This is a genomic window from Rhodoglobus sp., assembly GCF_053580035.1.
Genome location: NZ_JBMDVL010000001.1, coordinates 980,926 through 1,001,416 on the forward strand (window position 1 = coordinate 980,926; position 20,491 = coordinate 1,001,416).

The following is a 20,491-nucleotide window of genomic DNA, read 5'->3' on the forward strand; positions in this document are numbered from 1 at the left end:
ATCGGTGGGTAGAATACTTTTTACGCAGTGGGGAGGCCATATATGGCACACATCTTGATGCTTAGCTCTGCGCCCGATGCTGAACCATTACCCGCCCTGGGTTTGCTCAGCCATACGGTCGAAGTAGTAGTCGCTGCGCCCGCAACTCTCGTCGCGGCTCCGACAACTGATGTGATCATCGTCGACGCGACCACCAATCTTGCCGCAGCCAAAGGCCTCTGCAACGTGTTGTACTCCGGCGGAATCGCGTGCCCGTTGTTCGTTGTCGTTACCGATGGTGGCATTGCCGCCGTCAACAGCCAGTGGCACATCGATGACCTCTTCGTTGTCGGCGCTGGACCAGCTGAAGTGGATGCGCGCATCCGTCTGGCAATGGCCCGCCGAGAAGGAGAGAGTTCGGCATCAAAGATCCGAGCATCCGGAATCGTCATTGACGAGGCCAGTTACTCGGCCAAAGCCAAAGACCGCTCCCTCGACCTCACTTTCAAAGAGTTCGAGCTTCTGCGTTTTCTCGCCTCGCACCCCTCGCACGTTTTCACACGTGAACAGCTCTTGAGCGAAGTCTGGGGCTACGACTACTTCGGAGGAACCCGAACAGTTGATGTGCACGTGCGTCGCTTGCGCGCCAAGCTCGGCGACCTCGAATCGCTCATCGGCACCGTGCGGAACGTCGGCTATTGCTTCAACATTGCTGAAGAAACCGAGAAGCCAACCAACACGGTCGCTGCAGCGGTAGCAACAGTGGCGAGCGACGCTTCAGACGCAACGGTGGAAACCAGCGAACAGCACTCGATCGCCGTCTAGGGCCTCCGCGCTCCAGCAGACTGAGGAACACGGGCGGCGAGTTAATCAGTTGTTCATGACTGCGTGGCAGGATGATCCAATGGAAAACGACAGTGCGATAGCCGACCCAAGCTCTGCTACCGATTCGCTCGACGAATACGATGACGACGAATCGTCGAGCGTCGACGACGGCACGCTGATCCCCGACCGCTACCTAGATCGCGAACTGAGCTGGCTCGCGTTCAACCAGCGCGTACTCGAACTGGCAGAAGACGAAACCCTGCCCCTGCTCGAGCGCGCTAACTTCTTAGCCATCTTCGCGAGCAATCTTGACGAGTTCTTCATGGTTCGGGTTGCTGGCCTCAAACGCCGCATCGTGACGGGGCTTGCCGTTCCCACAAATACGGGTCGCGCTCCCGTCGAGGTGCTCGACGAACTCAGCCTCGCCGCGCACGCACTGCAAGAACGTCACGCCGCCGAATTTCTCACTAGCGTGAAGCCTGCACTCGATGCCGAGGGCATTCATATCGAAACGTGGGCCGATCTGGACCCAGAAGATCGCGAGCGCGTTCACGAGATCTTCTCCAACCAGATTTTCCCCGTGCTTATGCCGCTGGCTGTCGACCCCGCGCATCCCTTCCCCTACATTTCTGGGCTCTCTCTGAACCTGTCTATCCGGGTACGGAATCCCAAGACGCAAAAAGAAGAATTCGCACGCCTGAAGGTTCCAAGCGTTCTGCCACGCTTTATTCAATTGCCGGATGACGGCAGCGATCAGCTGCGTTACATCCCTCTTGAAGATTTGATCTCCAATCACTTGGGCGCGCTATTCCCCGGCATGGAGATTTTGGCGCACCACGAATTTCGGGTGACGCGCAACGAAGACGTGAACGTTGACGAAGATGAGTCAGAGAACCTGATCAAGTCGCTCGAGAAGCAAATTTTGAATCGTCGCTTTGGCCCGCCCATTCGCCTGGAAATTACCGACGACATGGATGACGTCACGCTTGGTCTGCTCGTGCGCGAACTCAAGATCACCGAGCAAGAGGTGTATCGACTGCCAGCGCCCTTGAACCTGAGCGGCCTCTTCCAGCTGACCCGTATCGACCGCCCTGCGTTGAAGTATCCACGCCATGTGCCCATTACGAGCCCAAGCCTGATGCCGACGGAGGGCAACGAGAGCGCAGACATTTTCCGTGCGATCGCTCGCAAGGACATCCTGCTCCACCACCCCTATGAGTCGTTCTCCACGAGTGTTCAAGCGTTCTTGGAGCAAGCGGCAGCCGACCCTGATGTTCTGGCCATCAAGCAGACGCTGTATCGCACGAGCGGTGATAGCCCGATCGTTGAAGCACTGATTGATGCCGCCGAAGCAGGCAAAGCTGTTCTCGCTCTTGTCGAGATCAAAGCTCGCTTCGATGAGACCGCCAACATCTCGTGGGCGCGCAAGCTCGAAAAAGCGGGAGTGCACGTCGTCTACGGCCTTGTCGGCCTCAAGACCCACTGCAAGCTCGCGCTTGTCGTGCGTCAAGAAGAAGGCAAGCTGCGTCATTACGCCCACATCGGCACCGGAAACTACAACCCCAAAACCAGCCGCCTCTATGAAGACCTCGGGCTACTGACTGCCGATGATCAAGTCGGCAAAGACCTCACGAGACTCTTCAACGAGCTGTCCGGCTACGCGATCGAGAAGAAGTTCAAGCGTTTACTCGTAGCCCCGCGTCACTTGCGCAAGGGACTGATCAAGCAAATTGAGGCCGAAGCGTCGAACGCACGAGCTGGACTGCCGTCTGGCATCCGAATCAAGCTGAATTCGATGGTGGATGAAGCGATCATCGACGCTCTCTACCGGGCAAGTAATGCTGGGGTTCCGATCGATATCGTCGTGCGCGGCATTTGCTCGCTTCGCGCCGGCGTTCCCGGGCTCAGCGAGAACATTCGAGTGCGTTCAGTATTGGGGCGCTACCTTGAGCACTCGCGCGTTTTCTTGTTCCATAACGCCGGTGATCCACAGGTCTACATTGGCAGTTCAGACATGATGCACCGCAACCTCGACCGCCGCGTCGAAGCGCTGGTGCGCATCGTTGAGCCAGAACACATCGTAGAACTCGAAGACATCTTTGACCTCGCTGTCGACGAAACAACGGCATCATGGTGGCTCGATTCTGAAGGAAATTGGGTGCGTCACGGCCGGTCGGAGAACGGTGAACCCCTCAACGACCTACAGAATGTTCTTATGAAGCGAATCACGCAGCGCAAACGAGGCGGAGCTCGCCGGTGACCGCGGCGACAACACCAGTCCTCGCCGCAGGCATTGTGTGCTGGCGAGTAGTCGACGGTAAGCCCCGTGTGCTGCTCGTGCACCGCACGGTGCACAAAGATGTTTCGCTACCCAAAGGCAAGCTTGATCCCGGTGAGACGCTGCCTGAGACTGCGGTTCGCGAAATTTTTGAAGAGACCGGCCTTCGCGTAGATCTGGGTGCACCCCTCGGTCACGTTCACTACAAGCTCGGCAACGGACGCGACAAGTACGTGCACTATTGGTCGGCCGAAGTGAACGACCACGACCTTGAACGCGCCAAGTTCACCGCGAACGACGAGATCTCGTCACTCGAATGGCTATCGCTCTCGAAGGCCCGCAAGAAGGTCAGCTACACCCACGATGTGGATGTGCTCGATCGCTTTGCCGCCCGCTATGAAGCGGGTAGTGCGCGCACGTTCGCGATGATTGCGGTTCGCCACGGTAAAGCCGTGCCCGGAGAGACCTGGGACGGGCCGGATGCCACCCGCCCGCTCATGCACCGCGGAATCGATCAGGCCGCCATCATCGCTGGTGGAATCGCGGCCTTCGCCCCGGAACGCATCCTGAGCAGCACAGCGGCCCGGTGTCTCGCGACGATTACTCCGCTTGCCGAACGCACCGAACTTGCGATCAAGTCCACAGACGACCTCAGCCAGGATTCCTACGCTGGCAACGGACAGGCCGTCACGGCTCTCGTCGACAAGCGGCTCAAGAAGCAGCAGACTACGGTGCTGTGCAGCCACGGCCCCGTGCTGCCGCAAATTGTCAGTGCACTAGCCAATGCCTCAAATACGAAACCGGATGCGGGACTGCGCGCCGCCGCCATGCTGAGCACTGGCGACTTCTCAGTGCTGCACTTTGCTCGAGATAGCAAAAAGCTGCGGCTCGTAGCCGTAGAAACCCACCAATCCTGACGCTCACACCCTAATTTCGAGGCGAGAACACCAAGTCAGGTGAACTGACGGTAAATTCGATCCCAATTCGCGAGAGAATGGCGTGCACGCCAGTTTCTTGAAGGGACCCCTGTGAAGTTCAGCCGCCTCGGTACCGCCAGCATCATCGCGATGGCCAGTGCACTCACGCTTACCGCGTGCGTTCCCGCTGCATCTATCGACCCATCGGAGCTGTCTGGCACCATCATCGGGGCTGGAGCTTCCTCACAGCAGTCGGCGCAAGAGGCGTGGGTTCGCGGATTCCAGCTCGCCAATGTGCACGCCACGATCGAATATGACCCCATTGGCTCGGGTGGCGGGCGAGACACCTTCGTTGGTGGTGGCGCCGTATTTGCTGCCTCCGATCGCGCATTCACGATCGATGAAATTGAAGAAGAAGAGTTCGTTTCGTGTGTTCCCGGCACGGGCATCCTCGAAATTCCTGCCTATATCTCGCCAATTGCCATCATCTTCAACCTCGATGGTGTCGAATCTCTCGACCTTGACGCGGCCACGATCGCCGCTATCTTCACGCAAGAAATTGATCGCTGGGATGACCCGGCAATCGCCAACCAAAACCCGAACGCTGAGCTACCGAACCAGCGGATCACGGCGGTTCACCGCGCCGACGACTCTGGCACGACAGCGAACTTCACAAGCTATCTGGCCGAAGCAGCACCAGACACTTGGGAGGTTGGATCGATCGAAAAGTGGCCACTTGAGTTCGGTGGAGAAGCCGCACCGCAGACATCCGGTGTCGTGGATGCCGTCACCAATGGAACCGGAACGATCGGCTACGCCGACGCCTCACGCGCCGGAGACCTCGGAACCGTTGCCGTCAAGGTTGGCGACGAGTACGTGCCCTATTCCCCCGAAGCCGCAGCAGCCATCGTTGACGTCTCGCCATTCGGCGAAGGCCGTGGTGCCACCGACTTCGCGGTAGAAATTGATCGAGCATCCACTGCTGCCGGCGTCTATCCTGTCGTGCTCATCAGCTACCTGATCGCCTGCAACGAATACATCAACGATGAAGACGTTGATGTCATTCGGGGCTACCTCGAATACGTCATAAGCCCAGAAGGTCAGCAAGCAGCAGCAGCCGGTGCAGGTTCGGCACCGATCTCGCAACGACTCTTCGATAAGGCCAACGCTGCGGTGGCAGCAATCAGCTAGCAACCCAGCGTTTCGGTTTCGTGTTGAAGCCGCGTTTACCTGCTGTTTACCTAACAAGGTAATGGTGGTCACTTGCGCTGCTTAGGTTTTCTATTTGGGTCGCACCGACCTGAAACCTGTAATCAACATCCCGAAGGGAAAACTGTGAACTTCAAGCGTCTTGGCACCATCGGTGCCATTGCTATCGCAGGAACCATCCTCCTCTCCTCATGTGCAGCTGCAACAGACAGCGGCACCGATGAAGGAACCGCATCAGACCTCACCGGCACCCTCGTTGGCGCCGGCGCATCGTCGCAGCAGTCAGCCCAAGAGGCCTGGGTTGCTGGCTTCCAGACGGCAAACCAAAACGTCACTGTTGAGTACGATCCCATCGGTTCCGGCGGTGGACGCGACACGTTCATCGGTGGCGGAAGCCAGTTCGCTGGATCCGACCGTGCATTCAAGGACGAGGAAATCTCCGAAGACAACTTCGCATCCTGCGTCCCCGGCACCGGCATCCTTGAGATCCCGGCCTACATCTCGCCCATTGCGATCATCTTCAACCTCGACGGTGTTGACTCGCTCAACCTCGACGCTGACACGATCGCCGGCATCTTCAACGGCTCGATCACCAACTGGAACGATGCAGCAATCGTTTCGCAGAACGACGGCGTAGAGCTGCCCGACCTCGGCATCACTGCCGTGCACCGTGCAGACGACTCGGGAACGACCGCGAACTTCACCGACTACCTATCGGCTGCTGCTCCCTCGGTCTGGACCGTCGGTTCGATCGAGACCTGGCCTACCGAGTTCGGTGGCGAGGGTGCACCACAGACCTCAGGGCTCGTTGACGCAGTAACCAACGGAACCGGAACCATCGGCTACGCCGACGCATCGCGCGCCGGAGACCTGGGAACCGTTGCCGTCAAGGTTGGCGACGAGTACGTTCCGTACTCGCCAGAAGCGGCAGCAGCAATCGTTGACGCCTCGCCGTTCGCAGAAGGTCGTGGAGACACTGACCTCGCTGTAAACCTCGACCGCGCATCCGACGCCTCTGGTGTCTACCCGGTAGTCCTCATTAGCTACCTGATCGCGTGCAACGAATACACCTCGAGCGACAGCGTCGACCTAGTCAAGGGCTACCTGTCCTACATCATCAGCGACGAGGGACAGAGCACCGCAGCAGACGCTGCTGGCTCGGCCCCAATCTCCGCCAGCTTGTTTGAAAAAGCACAGGCTGCGGTAGACGCAATCAAGTAACACTCTGAGTCTGCTTCGACCCCGTTGCTACTGGCAGCGGGGTCGGGCAGACTTTCCTCTGGGCGGTGTAGTTATGCCGCCCAGAATCCAGCATGATCCAGCACCAACCAGTCACAACGCAGCACACCAAGCCAGGGATAAGGGATACTCGACACATGACCTCGACCGCGGCCTCTCGTATCCGCGCGAAGCAGCGCCCAGGAGATCGCCTCTTCTCGGGCACCTCACTCACCGCTGGCGCGCTCATCCTCGCGATCCTCGCAGCCGTCGCTGCCTTCCTCGTAATTCAGGGAATCCCGGGTATTGTCGCTGACCCCGAAGAAACCACCCTGCTTGAGGGCACCAACTTCTGGGCCTACGTTGGCCCCTTAGTCTTCGGAACCCTGTGGTCTGCTGCCCTTGCGCTGATCATGGCTGTTCCCATCGCAATCGGCATCGCGCTGTTCATCTCGCACTATGCGCCCCGCCCGCTCGCGGCAACCCTCGGCTACATCATCGACTTGCTTGCCGCAGTACCCTCAGTGGTTTTCGGCCTGTGGGGTGCCAACGTTCTTGCCGTCGGAGTTCAGCCGTTTTACGCGTGGCTCGCCGAAAACTTCAGCTGGATCCCCCTCTTCGCTGGGCCCGCCTCAGGAACGGGCCGCACCCTCCTCACCGCATCAATCGTGCTCGCCGTCATGGTGTTGCCGATCATCACCGCAATCTGCCGCGAAGTCTTCCTGCAAACTCCAGTGCTGCATGAAGAAGCGGCGCTCGCCCTCGGTGCCACGCGCTGGGAAATGATCAAAGTAGCAGTACTCCCCTTCGGCCGCGCCGGCATCGTCTCTGGTGCCATGCTCGGTCTCGGCCGCGCACTCGGCGAAACAATGGCTGTCGCCATGGTGCTCTCGGCATCGAACGTGATCACGTTCGATGTGATCAGCTCCATCAACCCCTCAACGATTGCCGCCAACATCGCGCTGAGCTTCCCTGAGGCCTACGGACTCAACGTCAACGTGCTCATCGCAACCGGCCTCATCCTCTTCGCTATCACCTTGATCGTCAACACAATCGCGCGCTACATCGTCAACCGCCGCAAGGAATTCTCGGGAGCGAACTGATGACCACAACAACGCCAGCGCGCCCCATCGAGAACGCCTACTCTGCAGGTCAGCTACCCCGCTGGGCGCCCATAGTGATGCTCATCAGCAGCCTCGCCACCTTCGTCATCATCTTCATGTTTGTGCAGGCAGGACAACCTGCGAGCGAATTCAACATCGTTGGTGCCCTGCTCTTCGGTGTGCTGCTCTACGCGATTGTGCTCACCACCGTCTCACGACTCGTAGAAGGCCACCGTCGCGCGACCGACCGGCTTGTAACCACCCTCGTGACGCTCGCCTTCGTCATCGCACTGTTGCCGCTGATTTCGCTGATCTTCACCGTTGTCGTGAACGGTTCGGCGCGGTTCGACATCGACTTCTTCACGCTCTCGCTGCGTAACGTTGTTGGTGAAGGTGGCGGTGCACTCCACGCCATCATCGGCACCCTACAGATGACCCTCGCCGCAACAATCATCTCCGTGCCGATCGGCCTGATGGCCTCCATCTACCTCGTCGAGTACGGTCGTGGCCGCCTCGCGCAAGCCATTACATTCTTCGTGGATGTCATGACTGGCATCCCCTCGATCGTTGCCGGCCTCTTCGCCTACTCGCTCATCGTGTTGTTCTTCGGCCCTGGCGTTCGCGTCGGAATAGCCGGAGCCGTTGCCCTCTCTGTGCTGATGATCCCAGTCGTCGTGCGCTCGAGCGAAGAAATGCTGCGACTTGTTCCCAACGAACTGCGCGAAGCCGCTTTTGCACTCGGTGTCCCTAAGTGGCTGACGGTCATGAAAGTTGTGCTGCCGACATCCATTGCGGGAATTACGACCGGTGTGATGCTCTCCATCGCCCGCGTGATCGGCGAAACCGCACCGCTTCTGATTGCTGCGGGCTTCACCAACAACTTCAACTACTCACTATTCAGCGACCGCATGCAGAGCCTGCCCGTATTCGTCTACAGTTCCTACATTTCGCAGGGTACAGACGCCCAGGCCTACATCGATCGGGCGTGGGCCGGAGCGCTCACCCTCATCCTGATCGTGATGGCACTCAACCTCCTGGCACGCATCATCGCCAAGATCTTCGCCCCCAAGACCGGTCGATAACCGAAGGAAACCCTAATTCGTGTCTAAGCGCATCGAAGTCAATGATCTCGACGTCTACTACAGCAAGTTTCGCGCTGTGGAAGGGGTCTCGCTCACGATCGAGCCCCGCACCGTGACCGCCCTGATCGGCCCATCCGGTTGCGGCAAGTCCACCTTTCTGCGCACCCTAAACCGAATGCACGAGGTTATTCCTGGCGCCTACGTTGACGGTGAAGTGCTGATCGATGGCAACAACCTCTATGCCCCTGGCGTCGACCCGGTAAGCGTGCGCCGTCAAGTTGGCATGGTATTCCAGCGCCCCAACCCCTTCCCCACGATGTCGATTCGCGACAACGTGCTTGCCGGTGTCAAGCTCAACAACACCCGCATCAGCAAGAGCGACGCTGATGACCTCGCCGAACAATCACTGATCGGCGCGAACCTGTGGCAGGAAGTCAAAGAGCGACTAGACAAGCCCGGTTCGTCACTCTCGGGTGGACAGCAGCAGCGACTCTGCATCGCTCGCGCTATCGCAGTGAAGCCCGATGTTGTTCTGATGGATGAGCCGTGCTCGGCCCTCGACCCCATCTCCACCCTGGCCATTGAGGACCTCATCGAAGAACTCAAACAGGATTACACGATCGTGATCGTGACGCACAACATGCAGCAGGCATCACGCGTCTCCGACCGCACAGCTTTCTTCAACATTGCGGGAACCGGCCACCCGGGCAAGCTCATCGAATACGACGACACCACCACAATCTTCTCGAACCCCAGCATCCAGTCGACTGAAGATTACGTTTCGGGCAAGTTCGGCTAACGAGCCGCCTGACCGCAAGTTCGCTTCGCAGAAAAGCCCCCGCGCCTGATGGCCGGGGGCTTTTCGCGTTGACGCAAAAGGTGGTGGTTGCTACGCGCTCTCGAAGACGACGATGGGCTGGGTAGTCGGGGCATCCGATCCGCCCTTGGGCTCGATCGTCACACCGACGACATCGCCGGGAGCCATCTCGCCGTCAAGAACACGCCACGTTGTCCCGCTTTCGGCAGCATCCATGAGGCCTGCCGGACGGGCACCAACACTGTCGATGTACCAGAGTTCATAAACCTGGTCAGCAGGGAGCGTCTCTAGGCCATCTACGATGACTGCCGACGACGCCAGCTCTGTCGACCACACAAAAGTGGCAGTAGCCCCACCGGTGACCGTAGAAACCAGACGTTGCGAATCACTCGCCGCATTGATAGCGGCAAGCTGGTCAGCCTGTTGGGCCGCAAAGCTCGTTTCTTGGAGGGTTCCGCGATTGATGGAGTCCGCAACAACACCCCCGGCAACGATGAGCGCGACCGCGGCAGCAACGGCCGCTAGAGCCGTTGCTGGCCGTGTGAACCACCGTGCCTGAGCTTTCGTCTCAGCGCGAGTTGCCGCAGGCGTGGTGCCCATCACGTCAGCGTCAGTAGTGGCTGGCGCCGCGACGGTGGCAACGGATGCTAGCGGCGTGACCGGCGCAGAAGTATCCGCTGCGGCATCCACCGTGTCGATCTCACGAGGCAGCTGCGACGTCTGGGCAATCATTGCCATGAGACTCGACTTGAGGGCAGGAGGCGGCGTAACAGGGTCGATAGCCATGCCGAGAGCCACTGCGGTGTCCGAGAGTTCTGTAGTTTCGGTGCGGGTTTCGTCGGAAGCAGCGAGGTGCTTCTCGAAGGCTTCGCGCTCTTCTGGGCTCAGCGCGTTGAGGGCGTAGGCGCCAGACTGGGCCGCGAGATCGTCGTTGCGGTCGTTCATGATGCCACCCCCATTTCGTCGCGCAAGCGGATCATTCCATCACGTAGTCGGGTTTTGACTGTGCCGACAGGAACCCTAAGCATGGTCGCCACCTCACTGTGGCTATAGCCGCCGTAATACGCAAGGGAAACAGCTTGGCGCTGGAGTTCAGTCAGTCGGGACATGGCCTTCTCTACCCTTTCGTGTTCGAGTCGGACTTCTATGGTTTCTGAGACGTGATCGTAGTCCGGGTTGTGATCACGGATGCCGATGCGAACGTCACGGTCGCGGGACGACTGCGACGCACGCACACGGTCAACAGTTCGGCGGTGAGCCATCGTGAGAATCCAGCTCACCGCTGCGCCCTTATTCGAATCGAATCGGGTTGCGGTTTGCCAAATCTCCAAGAAAATTTCTTGCGTCACTTCTTCAGACTGCGAGTGGTCGCGCAGGAGCCTCTTGACGAGTCCAAAGACTCGGGGGGCCAGCTGGTCGTAGAGCTCACTAAATGCGGCTTGGTCACCAGTGGCAACACGCTCGAGCAAGTCTTGCGGGGTCGAGACAGAAGCTCCCGGGTCTTCAGGAAACGCGCTGACATCAGCTTCACGAGACATAACTACCAGCATGACAGGTTCCTCTGCTCCTTCATCGCAGTTTGATAGGTTCAGCGCGAAATTTCAGGCAGTGGATGCGCAATCAACGATGGTTTTCGTTGATTGCTTTCACTGGTGAGTGATTCGGCGCCGTCTGCCAAGTGGATTGGTCGGTGCAGAAACTGGATGAGCGCTGGCCGCAATTAGGCAGCCGGAGTGCCTAGTGGCGGCGAAGAACTGTCTCGGGGCGCGAAAAAGCCGAGCCACAGAAAACGCCTCACGACGCGAGGCCGCTCTAAGCGGCTAATATTGGAGCCCGGGGTTACTGTGGCCCGGCAGATAAAGTTTAGCAAAGTGCTTCCTGTGTGCGCTCTCAGCCCGCGACAGATTTTGGCGATAATCACGCTATCCGCCAAGCCGTGCGGCGCGTCTCACCGCCGCCCGGAACGAGGTCTTAGCGCTGAGGTAGCCGCATGCTTGTTTCCGGCTTGTGCGGATTCCGTGACAAATAGATTGCAATACCAACGTTTTCAGCATTTTTTAGTGATTTTACGGGCCATTTGTGCAACTATCAGTCATCCCCGCAGCGTAGCGGGACCGACCGCGTGAGTGTCGAGAATGCTAGGAGAACCTCTGATGAAGCCCAAGCCGCTACCCGCCGACCCTATGATTCGTGAGCTGGTTCGCCGTGCGCAGAATTCCACTATGAATCGACGCACTTTGCTTTCTGGCGCCGCTGTCGGCGCGACCGGTCTCGCCCTCGCGGCCTGTTCGACCGGATCTGAGGAACTCACCGCAGCTCCCGACACGAGTGCCACTAACAAGAAGATTCGCTGGGACAACTGGGCGCTGTATGTAGACGTCGATGACGCTGGCGGCTATCCCACGATCGAAGCCTTTGAAGCCCAGACCGGCATCAATGTCGAATACACCGAAGCGGTCGACGACAACAACACCTACTACGCCAAGGTGAAAGACCAACTCTCACTCGGCAAAGACATTGGGGCAGATGCTGTCTGTCTTACCGACTGGATGGTCGCTCGGTTAATCCGCTTTGGCTACACCCAGAAGCTCGACCGCGCGAATATGCCGAATGTGGCCAACCTCATACCGTCACTGCAGGACGTCGACTTCGATCCCGGCCGCGAACACAGCGTGCCTTGGCAGGGCGGTTTCGCCGGCATCGCGTGGAACAAGGAACAACTGCCCAACGGGATCAAATCCGTTCAGGACCTCTGGAAACCTGAGCTTAAGGGTCGCGTCGGTGTGTTATCCGAGATGCGCGACACGATGGGCCTGATCATGCTCGATCAGGGTGTTGATATCTCTGGAAAGTGGGGCGATGAGGAGTTCAACGCCGCAATCGATGAGTTTACAAAGCAGGTGTCTGACGGTCAGATTCGCAATATTAAGGGCAACGCCTACAAAGAGGATCTCGTCAACGAGGACACGCTCGCCGCGATCGTGTGGTCGGGTGACATTGTTCAGCTGAATGCCGAAAACGGTGACAAGTGGGACTTCATCGTTCCTGATGCTGGCGGAACCCTGTGGAACGACAATTTCATGGTGCCGATCGGTAGTGGCGCGAAGTCAAACGTCGAAGAGATGATCAACTACTACTACGACCCCGCAGTCGCAGCGGAAGTCGCAGCGTACGTGAACTACATCACTCCTGTAGTCGGTGCTAAAGAAGCAGCAGCAGCCATTGATCCTGAACTTGCTAACAACAATCTCATTTTCCCGGATGAGGAAACGCTTTCGAAGGCTTTTGTGTTCCGCGGGCTCGATAACTCAGAAGAACAGAAGTACAACACCGCATTCCAGAGCGTGCTCCTCGGCGCAGCGTGATGGGGATAGATACTTTCGCCGAGAGCGGTGCAGACCTTGAATTGGTGGGGATTCACAAACGCTTCCCTGGCTTTACCGCAATCGACGACCTCAATCTGACTATCCCCGCCGGGTCATTCTTTGCCCTGCTCGGCCCATCCGGTTGCGGCAAGACGACAACTTTGCGGCTCGTGGCCGGTCTTGAGGCCCCGAGCGCTGGTCGAATCCTTATCGGTGGCAAAGATGTGACCAACCAGAAGTCGTTCCAACGCCCGGTCAACACCGTGTTTCAAAGCTATGCCCTGTTCCCGCATATGACCGTGTTGGAGAACGTCGCTTTCGGGCTGCGTCGCCGCAAGATGACTGACCCGCTGGACAAGGCGCACGAGGTACTACGTCTCGTGGAACTTGATCATCTAGCGAGTCGCCGACCCCAGCAACTTTCGGGTGGGCAGCAGCAGCGGGTTGCGCTGGCTCGCGCTATCGTCAACCGTCCGGCGTTGCTTCTTCTTGATGAACCGCTGGGTGCTCTCGACCTCAAACTGCGTCGCCAGATGCAACTCGAACTCAAAACTATTCAAGAGGATGTCGGCCTCACCTTCCTGCATGTCACTCACGATCAGGAGGAGGCTATGACGATGGCCGACACTATCGCGGTGATGAACAAGGGTCGTATTGAGCAAATGGGCGCCCCGCAGGAGCTCTATGAACTGCCGAGAACTTCGTTTGTCGCAAACTTTCTTGGCCAGTCGAACCTGCTCACTGGCCCTGTCGTCGGCACAACCAGCACCAGTCTCTCGGTCGACGTAGCTGGGCAGACGGTCATCGTGCCCATCGACCGCGCGCATCGCACCACGGGCGAGATCACGATCGGTGTTCGCCCCGAGAAGTTGACGCTGCACAGCAGAGAACCCGCCCACAACGCCGATGTTAATGTGATGGGCCCCGGTCGAGTGATTGATGTCTCGTTCAGCGGTGTGAGCACGCAATACTTGGTCGATATTCCGGGCGCGGGCAACCTCATCGTTTTCGCGCAGAACACAACATTCGGTTCGGATGTTCGGGAAGACGACAAGGTGTGGGTCAGTTGGGCCATCGGCCACGGTTTCGGTCTCGATGACGAACCGGCGGATGCGCCGCGATTCGCCCCCGATCTCGACACTCGCACGATCGCTGCGCAGCACCGACTAGAAGGCGCATAGCGATGGCTTTCGCGGCGTTCTCTTCATCGACTGCTCCCGCCGCAGCTGATACTTCTCGCAAGAAGAGCCCGATAGCGCTGCTACTCCTGCTCCCCGGCATCCTCTATCTTGTTCTCTTCTTTCTGACGCCACTGTTATCGCTTCTGCTGACGTCGTTAAAAGCGCCGGCAGAGTTCGGCGACTTCGGTGAATTTAGTTACGCATTCCGCTGGGAGAACTACGTTGACGTCGTCACCACTTACTGGCCGCACATTATTCGTTCGTTCGGCTATGCAATAACCGCCACGTTCTTCGCTCTGATTATCAGCTACCCGCTGGCGTACTTTATTGGAGTTAAAGCTAGGCGCTGGCCTCTGTTGCAGAGCCTCGCTCTGGTGTTGATTATCGCGCCATTTTTTATCAGCTTTCTGCTGCGTACCCTAGCTTGGAAGCAGCTTTTCTCCGACGAGTCATTCCTCGTAACGTCCCTCAAAGCCATGTCGCTGCTTGCGCCAGACGCCCACGTCACCGGAACCGCATTCTCGGTAATTTTCGGCCTCACCTATAATTTCATCCCGTTCATGACACTGCCGCTGTACACGACGCTGGAGAGGCTCGATGTGCGCTACCTCGAAGCTGGTAGTGATCTTTACGCCAGCCCATTCCACGTATTTCGCAAGGTAACTATTCCGCTCTCCATGCCAGGCATCGTGGCGGGAACCTTGCTGACGTTCATCCCGGCCGCGGGTGACTACATTAACGCGAGTCGAGAGTTTCTTGGTGGCACCGGCACCCAGATGATCGGCAATGTGATCGAGGCGAACTTTCTGGTGCTGCAGAACTACCCCGCGGGAGCAGCTCTCTCCATCATTCTGATGACAGCAATTCTGGTAATCGTCAGCATCTATGTGAAGAAATCCGGAACGGAGGAGCTTCTGTGAAACTCTCCATCGGCAAATGGGTACTCCCCGTTTACACAGCGCTTGCGCTGCTGATTTTGATGATTCCGATCGGCTACACCTTCGTCTATAGCTTCAACGATTCACTGAAATCGAACATCACGTGGCGTGGTTTCACCTTCGACAAATGGCTCAACGTCTGCAATGTGCAGAATGGTGCTGTTTGTGAGGCCTTCGGCAACAGCATCTTCATCGCGGTGGTGTCGACGGTGGTGGCAACCACGCTCGGCACGATGATCGCCATCGCGATGGTGCGTTACCGGTTCAAGTTCCGCTCGCAGTTGAGCTTATTCCTCTTTCTGCCGATGGCTACGCCAGAGGTCGTACTGGGCGCGGGACTCGCGGCGCAGTTTCTGTCGATCGGTGTTCCCAAGGACATGACGACGATCATCCTCGCCCACACGATGTTCAGCATCAGCTTTGTGGTGGTTGCCGTGAAGGCCCGCGTCGCAACCTTGGATCCGGCTCTTGAAGAGGCCGGTCGAGACCTTTACGGGTCAGCGCTTCAAGTATTTATGCGCATCACGTTCCCGTTGTTACTTCCCGGAATCCTTGCTGCAGCCTTGCTGTCGTTCGCGTTGTCATTCGATGACTTCATCATCACGAACTTCAACTCAGGCAATGTGACCACGTTCCCGAAGTACATCTGGGTTTCAGCGGCTCGAGGCATTCCCGCTGAGGCAAATGTCGTTGCTTCAGCCGTGTTCATTCTGGCGCTGGTCATTGTGGTGACCGTGCAGGTGTCTGGCGCTGCCCGCGCCAAACGTCTCGCCAAGATGAACTAGGTCTCGCAAGCTAGTCGAGGGTTGCTGCCCGAAACAGTTTGGCGCAGGTCGCGAACTCCTCCGCTGTGAGCGAGTAGCGGTGGGCCCGAGTCGTGAGCTCGCTTGCGCGTTCAGGGTTCAGTAATTCTTGGTCATCTGCGATGCTGCCGGCCCCGGATGCCAAAATGCGGCTGAAGGATGCAGCCCGATCGAGAGCAACACCAAAATCTCCGCGAAAGACTCCGCGCAAGATTTGGTCGGCTAAGTCTTTAATCTCTTTCGGCCCTGTGGGATTCACTGCGCCAGTTACAGCAGCATCAATGGTGGGGAGCGTGTCAATGCCGCGCTGAAAGAGAAGGCTCGTTCCCACAGCATCCTGCTGGATGACGGCCCGCAAGAGGTAGATACGCCAAAGAGCGCCAGGGAGACTGCCGGGGCTTGAGCGAGACCACAACTCGGCGAGCGCATCGATGCCATGTTCGTCGGTGTAGGCGATAATTCGGTCGAGCACGGCAGGATCATCCGTGTCGCGTGCACCATCAACCAGCGCGTGGGCTGTATCGTGGGCTGCGCGCATTATTTGGGCGGGATCTTGTCCGCCCTCAAATGTGTCAAACTTATCTGTCGAGTACTGCGTGGGCTTATGGAAATTTTCTGCCATAACCTCACGGTACGCTTAACATGTAGGGCCTGTAGCTCAGTTGGTAGAGCATCGGACTTTTAATCCGCGGGTCCCGGGTTCGAGTCCCGGCGGGCCCACATTTTTCTTCGCCTTCGAGGCAGCGTGTTGCGATTGTTCTCCGTCCTCGAGAGCATGCCGCGATTAGGCTCCTGAGCATGGAATTGTGGGACGCCGACGGAACGAACTATCTCAGCATCGAGCCGATGGCGTACCAGTTCGAGGACGTACGTGTTGATCCTTACGACGCCAACTGGCTGCTGATCGACGGGCGCGCGCGTTGGGGTTCCGAGGAGTGGAACTTTCTCGAGCCCTGCTTGCTCGTGGATGAGGCACGCAACCTGGGCACGTGGTTTACGCGTGCCGCTAACGGGCTTGTTGCGCCGATCGAGCTAGTCGGCGCAAGCGCGCTAGAGCCCACCATTTCTCACGTCGAACCAAACCTCGGATTCGGCCTCGTGAGCTTCGCCCCCTCTGCCGTCGTGCTGCGCGTGTTCCTCTGGCTTGAGTCACAACCTCCGAGCGTGACGAGCGACATGGAATTCTTTATGGACCTCACACTCTCGCCGAGTGAGCTTAAGCGCGCGGTTGCAGCGTGGGCGTCGGAACTCGCGGAGTTTCCGTCGCGTTCGTAGCTGTTGCAGCGAGATACACCCGAGATTGAAACAACCTCGTTCACGACATCGGATCGTACTGAAATTCCCGTAGCTCTTGAGCGCACCGGCAGGCGGTCGCAATTTTTGCCGCCCACGCGACGGCGTCGTCGCGGCTTGCCAGTTCGAGCACGGTGAACCCTCCCTTGAGGTTCTTCGACTGCGGATAGAGCTCAGCGCGCACTTCGCCGCCACCAGTCACGCTGACCGCTGCGACATCCTCATTGATACCACCGCCGAAAACGTAGACGCCGGCGTCCTTTGCCTCTTGAACGACCGCTCGCGCGTCATCCGCCACTTGGGGCAAGTCGTCATCGGAGACGATCATTGCCTCGCTGGGAAAAGAGATCAGAAATTTCGTCATTGCGCGGCTCCTTCGCATGGTCTGGCGTGTGCTGTGAGCCGAGCGTACGCCGCTCAGCATCCGACCGAAAGCGCGAGTTAGAGTTGCTCGTGGCTGCCGAGAAAGTTGTGTAGTCGCACCAAGCAAAGGAGCCCACCATGTCATCCACTCCCCTTCGTATCGCTGTCACTGGCGGAAACGGCAAGCTCGGCCGCGCCACTGTTGCCGGTCTGCGTGCTGCCGGCCACACAGTGACGGTGCTCGATATGGCTGGCCCTGACCGCAACGAGTTCACCTACGTTGACCTCACCGACTACGGCCAGGTAGTGGATGCTCTCGCCGGCATCAACGATCGTCACGAGGGTCTGGATGCTGTTGCTCACCTCGGTGCGATCCCCGCGCCCGGCCTCTGGTCTGACGCTGCCACTTTCCACAACAACATGAATGCAACGTTCAACGTATTTCAGGCGTGCAAGCGCCTCGGCATCAAGACAATTGCGTACGCGTCGAGTGAGACAGTACTGGGTTTGCCGTTCGAGACTCCCCCTCCCTATATCCCGCTCGATGAGGAGTGCGAAACTCGTCCGGAGTCGACCTATTCGATGGTCAAGCACCTCGAAGAGCAGATGGCGCAAAAATTTGTGCGCTGGGATCCCACACTGAGCATCACAGCGCTGCGCTTTTCGAATGTGATGAACCCGGCCGACTACGAGAAGTTCCCTAGCTTCGATGCGGATGCCCGGCAGCGGTCCTGGAACCTGTGGGGCTACATCGATGCCCGCGACGGCGCCAACGCCATCCGTTTGGCGCTGGAAACCTCCCGCCCCGGCTACGAGGTCTTCAATATCTTTGCGAGCGACACCGTCATGACGCGTTCCAACGCCGAGCTCGTTGCCGAGGTATTCCCTGACGTTGAGATCCGCGGCGAGCTCGGCGTCAACACGTCGTTGACGTCGATCGCCAAGGCCGAGCGGTTACTCGGCTGGGTGCCGCAGCATAGCTGGCGAGACTAGCTCAGAGATCGCAAGTCGCGCGGGCGTGCACCACTAGAAGCGGACGCTGCTCTGCAATCAGAAGCCAGCAGTTAACGACGTGAGGAATGAAATCGCGGTGGCCCCTGCCGCGATAGCGATACCGAGTGACCACGCCAATCGGACTAAGTAGGCTTGGTTGTCTTTCCGCTCGAGCTCGAAGAAGCGATCGAGGTAAGTGGGATCGATCGAGAGGTCTGCGGTCGGGTGCCACCTTCGAATTTCCGTCGCTGCATCGATAATTCGCGCAAGCGCGTCCGGATCGAGCACGGTCCTGCGGCGCTTCAGCCAACGCGGCAATCGGCGGGCATCCATGATGGTCACGTCTGCAGGACGCTGCCGAAATGTGAACGATGCCGGTTCGACAATCGCCAACACCGGATACACATCAACAGGAAATCCGGTGGCTCGCGTCAATAGCTTCGCTGCCCGTTTAGCCTCGTGGCGGGAGTTACGAAGGTGGTCCGTTTTCTGACCGGCCACCATAAGCATCCGCTCCCCTACCCAGATCTTTTTACCCCGATGGCGTTTGGTGTTGATCGTGAAAACTCCGGCCGGGCCGATGACCACGTGATCAATATCGCTCGCGCCCGTACCCACCGGGACCGCATGCAACACAGTCCACTCCGGCCCAAGTCGCGAAAGAAGCTCGCCGACTTTCAGCTCCCCGAGCGCCCCGGCGAACCAGCTCTGGGCATCCTCGTGAACGGGTCGGGTGCCAAAAACTCGCCGAAGCGTGCTGCGCGGCTCCATCGTGGCCTGAACGCGAAACAGTTCTTCGATAACCGAGTACGCCGCCGGGCGATCGATCAAATCATCTGCCTCCTCGAGCGGTGAAACGAGCGGCACAGTGTGAACTTCTTCAGTCATTCTTCCCCAAGGCACGCTCCCCAAGCGCACTAGTCGAGAGTATCTCGCTTGCGAGGGCTGACGCCTCCCCCAACAAGGGCTACGCGAGCCGAAGCATCCGCCGTTCCCACAGCGAGACCGTGTACCCCAGCACGCACGGAGACCCCCAAACCGGGCCACAAACCGCGGTGCGACCTGCCGAAACCCTTGTATCGGGCCGCAACTTGCCGCAGGATGTTCACCTTGCATCCATGTTCAAGTGTTGGACTAGACCTATGACCGGCTACGTGTCGCAATACCCTCGACCCGACCATTTCGTGTTGCATCTCAGCGACACTCACTTCTTGGCGGGCGATGGGCGACTCTACGACATCCTCGACAGTGAAGCTAAGCTTCGTCAGCTGTTCGCTGAGTTGGAAGCATCCGGTTCTCGACCCGAAGCAATCGTCTTTACTGGCGACCTCGCCGACAAGGGCGAAGCGGGCGCCTACCGCGCCCTGCGCGACATTGTTGAGCCTGCCGCTGAGCGTCTCGGCGCGCAAGTCATTTGGGTGATGGGCAACCACGATGATCGCGCGACCTTCAGTACCGCCCTCCTTGACGATGTCGCCACCACTGACCCGATCGACAGCGTCATCAACGTAAACGGGCTGCGCATCATCTCTCTCGACTCCACCGTCATCGGCCACCACTACGGTCAAGTGACGGATGCCCAACTGCTGTGGCTGCACAATGTGCTTGCCACTCCGGCACCCCACGGAACGATCCTCGCGATGCACCACCCGCCGGTTCCCACCGTGCTGGATCTGTCGGTCACCGTTGAGCTTCGTGCCCAAAAGGAACTCGCCGCAGTGATTCGCGGCAGCGACATCCGCAGCATCATTGCTGGCCACTTGCATTACTCGACCACGGCCATGTTTGCGGGCATTCCCGTGTCGGTCGCGTCAGCTACCTGCTACACGCAAGACCTCAATGTGCCCACGGGCGGAACCCGCGGCCGCGATGGCGCCCAATCGTTCAACCTTGTGCACGTCTATGACGACACCGTCATGCACTCGGTGGTGCCGCTCGGTGATTACGGCAGCCTCTCACACGTCACAGCCGAAGAGACTGCAGCGATTCTTGAGAAAGAGAACATCACCATTGGCCCGGCGGTCAACGAGCACGTCAAACCGGTCGCCATCGCTGCTGCCGTCTCTGCCTAGCGGACATCGCACCCAGCCGTGCCGCACGCTTGCACGAGGCGCAGGCGCAGGCGCA

21 protein-coding genes and 1 tRNA gene are annotated in these 20,491 nt (G+C 58.6%); 16 read left to right on the forward strand and 6 right to left on the reverse strand.

All coding sequences use genetic code 11. The features are described from left to right. The first annotated feature begins 42 nt into the window (after nucleotides 1–42). The 8 genes from ACOH1Z_RS04860 (at nucleotide 43) to pstB (ending at nucleotide 9,410) form a co-directional block, all read left to right on the forward strand. Entirely contained in the window at nucleotides 43–804 is a 762-nt protein-coding gene (locus ACOH1Z_RS04860) for a winged helix-turn-helix domain-containing protein (protein WP_449647337.1), read from the forward strand. A gap of 79 nt (nucleotides 805–883) precedes the next feature. Continuing rightward, nucleotides 884–3,064 (forward strand): RNA degradosome polyphosphate kinase, encoded by a 2,181-nt coding sequence (locus ACOH1Z_RS04865; RefSeq protein WP_449647338.1) that lies wholly within the window; start codon nucleotides 884–886, stop codon nucleotides 3,062–3,064. Further along, nucleotides 3,061–3,999 (forward strand): NUDIX hydrolase, encoded by a 939-nt coding sequence (locus ACOH1Z_RS04870; RefSeq protein ID WP_449647339.1) that lies wholly within the window; start codon nucleotides 3,061–3,063, stop codon nucleotides 3,997–3,999. Before ACOH1Z_RS04865 ends, ACOH1Z_RS04870 begins: the two co-directional genes overlap by 4 nt. A gap of 111 nt (nucleotides 4,000–4,110) precedes the next feature. Further along, nucleotides 4,111–5,190 carry a phosphate ABC transporter substrate-binding protein PstS gene (locus tag ACOH1Z_RS04875; RefSeq protein WP_449647340.1) on the forward strand — a complete coding sequence of 360 codons (1,080 nt, stop codon included), beginning with the start codon at nucleotides 4,111–4,113 and terminating at the stop codon, nucleotides 5,188–5,190. 144 nt (nucleotides 5,191–5,334) lie between these two features. Continuing rightward, nucleotides 5,335–6,429: a phosphate ABC transporter substrate-binding protein PstS gene (locus ACOH1Z_RS04880; protein ID WP_449647341.1), complete on the forward strand. Its 1,095-nt coding sequence runs from the start codon at nucleotides 5,335–5,337 to the stop codon at nucleotides 6,427–6,429. Between the two features lie 155 nt (nucleotides 6,430–6,584). Next, nucleotides 6,585–7,529 (forward strand): phosphate ABC transporter permease subunit PstC, encoded by a 945-nt coding sequence (gene pstC / locus ACOH1Z_RS04885; protein WP_449647342.1) that lies wholly within the window; start codon nucleotides 6,585–6,587, stop codon nucleotides 7,527–7,529. After that, on the forward strand, nucleotides 7,529–8,611 hold the full coding sequence (gene pstA, locus ACOH1Z_RS04890) for a phosphate ABC transporter permease PstA (protein WP_449647343.1): 1,083 nt from the start codon (nucleotides 7,529–7,531) through the stop codon (nucleotides 8,609–8,611). Before pstC ends, pstA begins: the two co-directional genes overlap by 1 nt. A 19-nt stretch (nucleotides 8,612–8,630) precedes the next feature. Beyond that, a complete protein-coding gene (gene pstB / locus ACOH1Z_RS04895; RefSeq protein WP_449647344.1) occupies nucleotides 8,631–9,410 on the forward strand; it encodes a phosphate ABC transporter ATP-binding protein PstB in 780 nt (259 codons plus the stop codon). Nucleotides 9,411–9,500: 90 nt separating this feature from the next. Here the strand turns inward: pstB and ACOH1Z_RS04900 are convergent, their stop codons facing one another. Beyond that, the gene (locus ACOH1Z_RS04900; protein WP_449647345.1) at nucleotides 9,501–10,373 is read right to left on the reverse strand and encodes an anti-sigma factor; all 873 of its coding nucleotides are present in this window, start codon (nucleotides 10,371–10,373) and stop codon (nucleotides 9,501–9,503) included. After that, nucleotides 10,370–10,978: a sigma-70 family RNA polymerase sigma factor gene (locus ACOH1Z_RS04905; protein WP_449647346.1), complete on the reverse strand. Its 609-nt coding sequence runs from the start codon at nucleotides 10,976–10,978 to the stop codon at nucleotides 10,370–10,372. Before ACOH1Z_RS04905 ends, ACOH1Z_RS04900 begins: the two co-directional genes overlap by 4 nt. Before the next feature lie 603 nt (nucleotides 10,979–11,581). Here ACOH1Z_RS04905 and ACOH1Z_RS04910 point away from each other — a divergent pair. Genes ACOH1Z_RS04910 through ACOH1Z_RS04925 form a run of 4 tightly spaced genes read left to right on the forward strand, consistent with a single transcriptional unit; the run spans nucleotide 11,582 to nucleotide 15,697 of the window. Further along, nucleotides 11,582–12,793, forward strand: a complete 1,212-nt coding sequence (locus tag ACOH1Z_RS04910) for an ABC transporter substrate-binding protein (protein WP_449647347.1) — start codon at nucleotides 11,582–11,584, stop codon at nucleotides 12,791–12,793. Beyond that, entirely contained in the window at nucleotides 12,793–13,974 is a 1,182-nt protein-coding gene (locus ACOH1Z_RS04915) for an ABC transporter ATP-binding protein (protein WP_449648197.1), read from the forward strand. The genes ACOH1Z_RS04910 and ACOH1Z_RS04915 overlap by 1 nt, the downstream gene beginning before the upstream one ends. A 2-nt stretch (nucleotides 13,975–13,976) precedes the next feature. Further along, nucleotides 13,977–14,894 carry an ABC transporter permease gene (locus ACOH1Z_RS04920; protein WP_449647348.1) on the forward strand — a complete coding sequence of 306 codons (918 nt, stop codon included), beginning with the start codon at nucleotides 13,977–13,979 and terminating at the stop codon, nucleotides 14,892–14,894. After that, entirely contained in the window at nucleotides 14,891–15,697 is an 807-nt protein-coding gene (locus tag ACOH1Z_RS04925; RefSeq protein WP_449647349.1) for an ABC transporter permease, read from the forward strand. Before ACOH1Z_RS04920 ends, ACOH1Z_RS04925 begins: the two co-directional genes overlap by 4 nt. A gap of 10 nt (nucleotides 15,698–15,707) precedes the next feature. Here ACOH1Z_RS04925 and ACOH1Z_RS04930 read toward each other — a convergent pair whose 3' ends face one another. Beyond that, the gene (locus tag ACOH1Z_RS04930) at nucleotides 15,708–16,337 is read right to left on the reverse strand and encodes a DNA-directed RNA polymerase subunit beta (RefSeq protein ID WP_449647350.1); all 630 of its coding nucleotides are present in this window, start codon (nucleotides 16,335–16,337) and stop codon (nucleotides 15,708–15,710) included. Nucleotides 16,338–16,362: 25 nt separating this feature from the next. Here ACOH1Z_RS04930 and ACOH1Z_RS04935 point away from each other — a divergent pair. After that, a tRNA-Lys gene (locus ACOH1Z_RS04935) sits at nucleotides 16,363–16,435 on the forward strand. 78 nt (nucleotides 16,436–16,513) lie between these two features. Next, nucleotides 16,514–16,990 carry a WapI family immunity protein gene (locus tag ACOH1Z_RS04940; protein WP_449647351.1) on the forward strand — a complete coding sequence of 159 codons (477 nt, stop codon included), beginning with the start codon at nucleotides 16,514–16,516 and terminating at the stop codon, nucleotides 16,988–16,990. Nucleotides 16,991–17,030: 40 nt separating this feature from the next. On the opposite strand, the gene ACOH1Z_RS04945 is transcribed toward ACOH1Z_RS04940, so the two are convergent. After that, complete coding sequence (locus ACOH1Z_RS04945; protein ID WP_449647352.1) at nucleotides 17,031–17,372, reverse strand: YciI family protein; 342 nt, start codon at nucleotides 17,370–17,372, stop codon at nucleotides 17,031–17,033. A gap of 137 nt (nucleotides 17,373–17,509) precedes the next feature. Between ACOH1Z_RS04945 and ACOH1Z_RS04950 the strand changes: the two genes are divergently transcribed. Then, entirely contained in the window at nucleotides 17,510–18,364 is an 855-nt protein-coding gene (locus tag ACOH1Z_RS04950) for an NAD-dependent epimerase/dehydratase family protein (protein WP_449647353.1), read from the forward strand. Nucleotides 18,365–18,421: 57 nt separating this feature from the next. On the opposite strand, the gene ACOH1Z_RS04955 is transcribed toward ACOH1Z_RS04950, so the two are convergent. Together ACOH1Z_RS04955 and ACOH1Z_RS04960 are read right to left on the reverse strand one after the other, a co-directional pair. Continuing rightward, the gene (locus tag ACOH1Z_RS04955) at nucleotides 18,422–19,252 is read right to left on the reverse strand and encodes a nuclease-related domain-containing protein (protein ID WP_449647354.1); all 831 of its coding nucleotides are present in this window, start codon (nucleotides 19,250–19,252) and stop codon (nucleotides 18,422–18,424) included. 29 nt (nucleotides 19,253–19,281) lie between these two features. Next, nucleotides 19,282–19,473, reverse strand: a complete 192-nt coding sequence (locus ACOH1Z_RS04960) for a hypothetical protein (protein ID WP_449647355.1) — start codon at nucleotides 19,471–19,473, stop codon at nucleotides 19,282–19,284. A 33-nt stretch (nucleotides 19,474–19,506) separates the two neighbouring features. Between ACOH1Z_RS04960 and ACOH1Z_RS04965 the strand changes: the two genes are divergently transcribed. Beyond that, nucleotides 19,507–20,436: a phosphodiesterase gene (locus ACOH1Z_RS04965; protein WP_449647356.1), complete on the forward strand. Its 930-nt coding sequence runs from the start codon at nucleotides 19,507–19,509 to the stop codon at nucleotides 20,434–20,436. The last annotated feature ends 55 nt before the right edge of the window (nucleotides 20,437–20,491 follow it).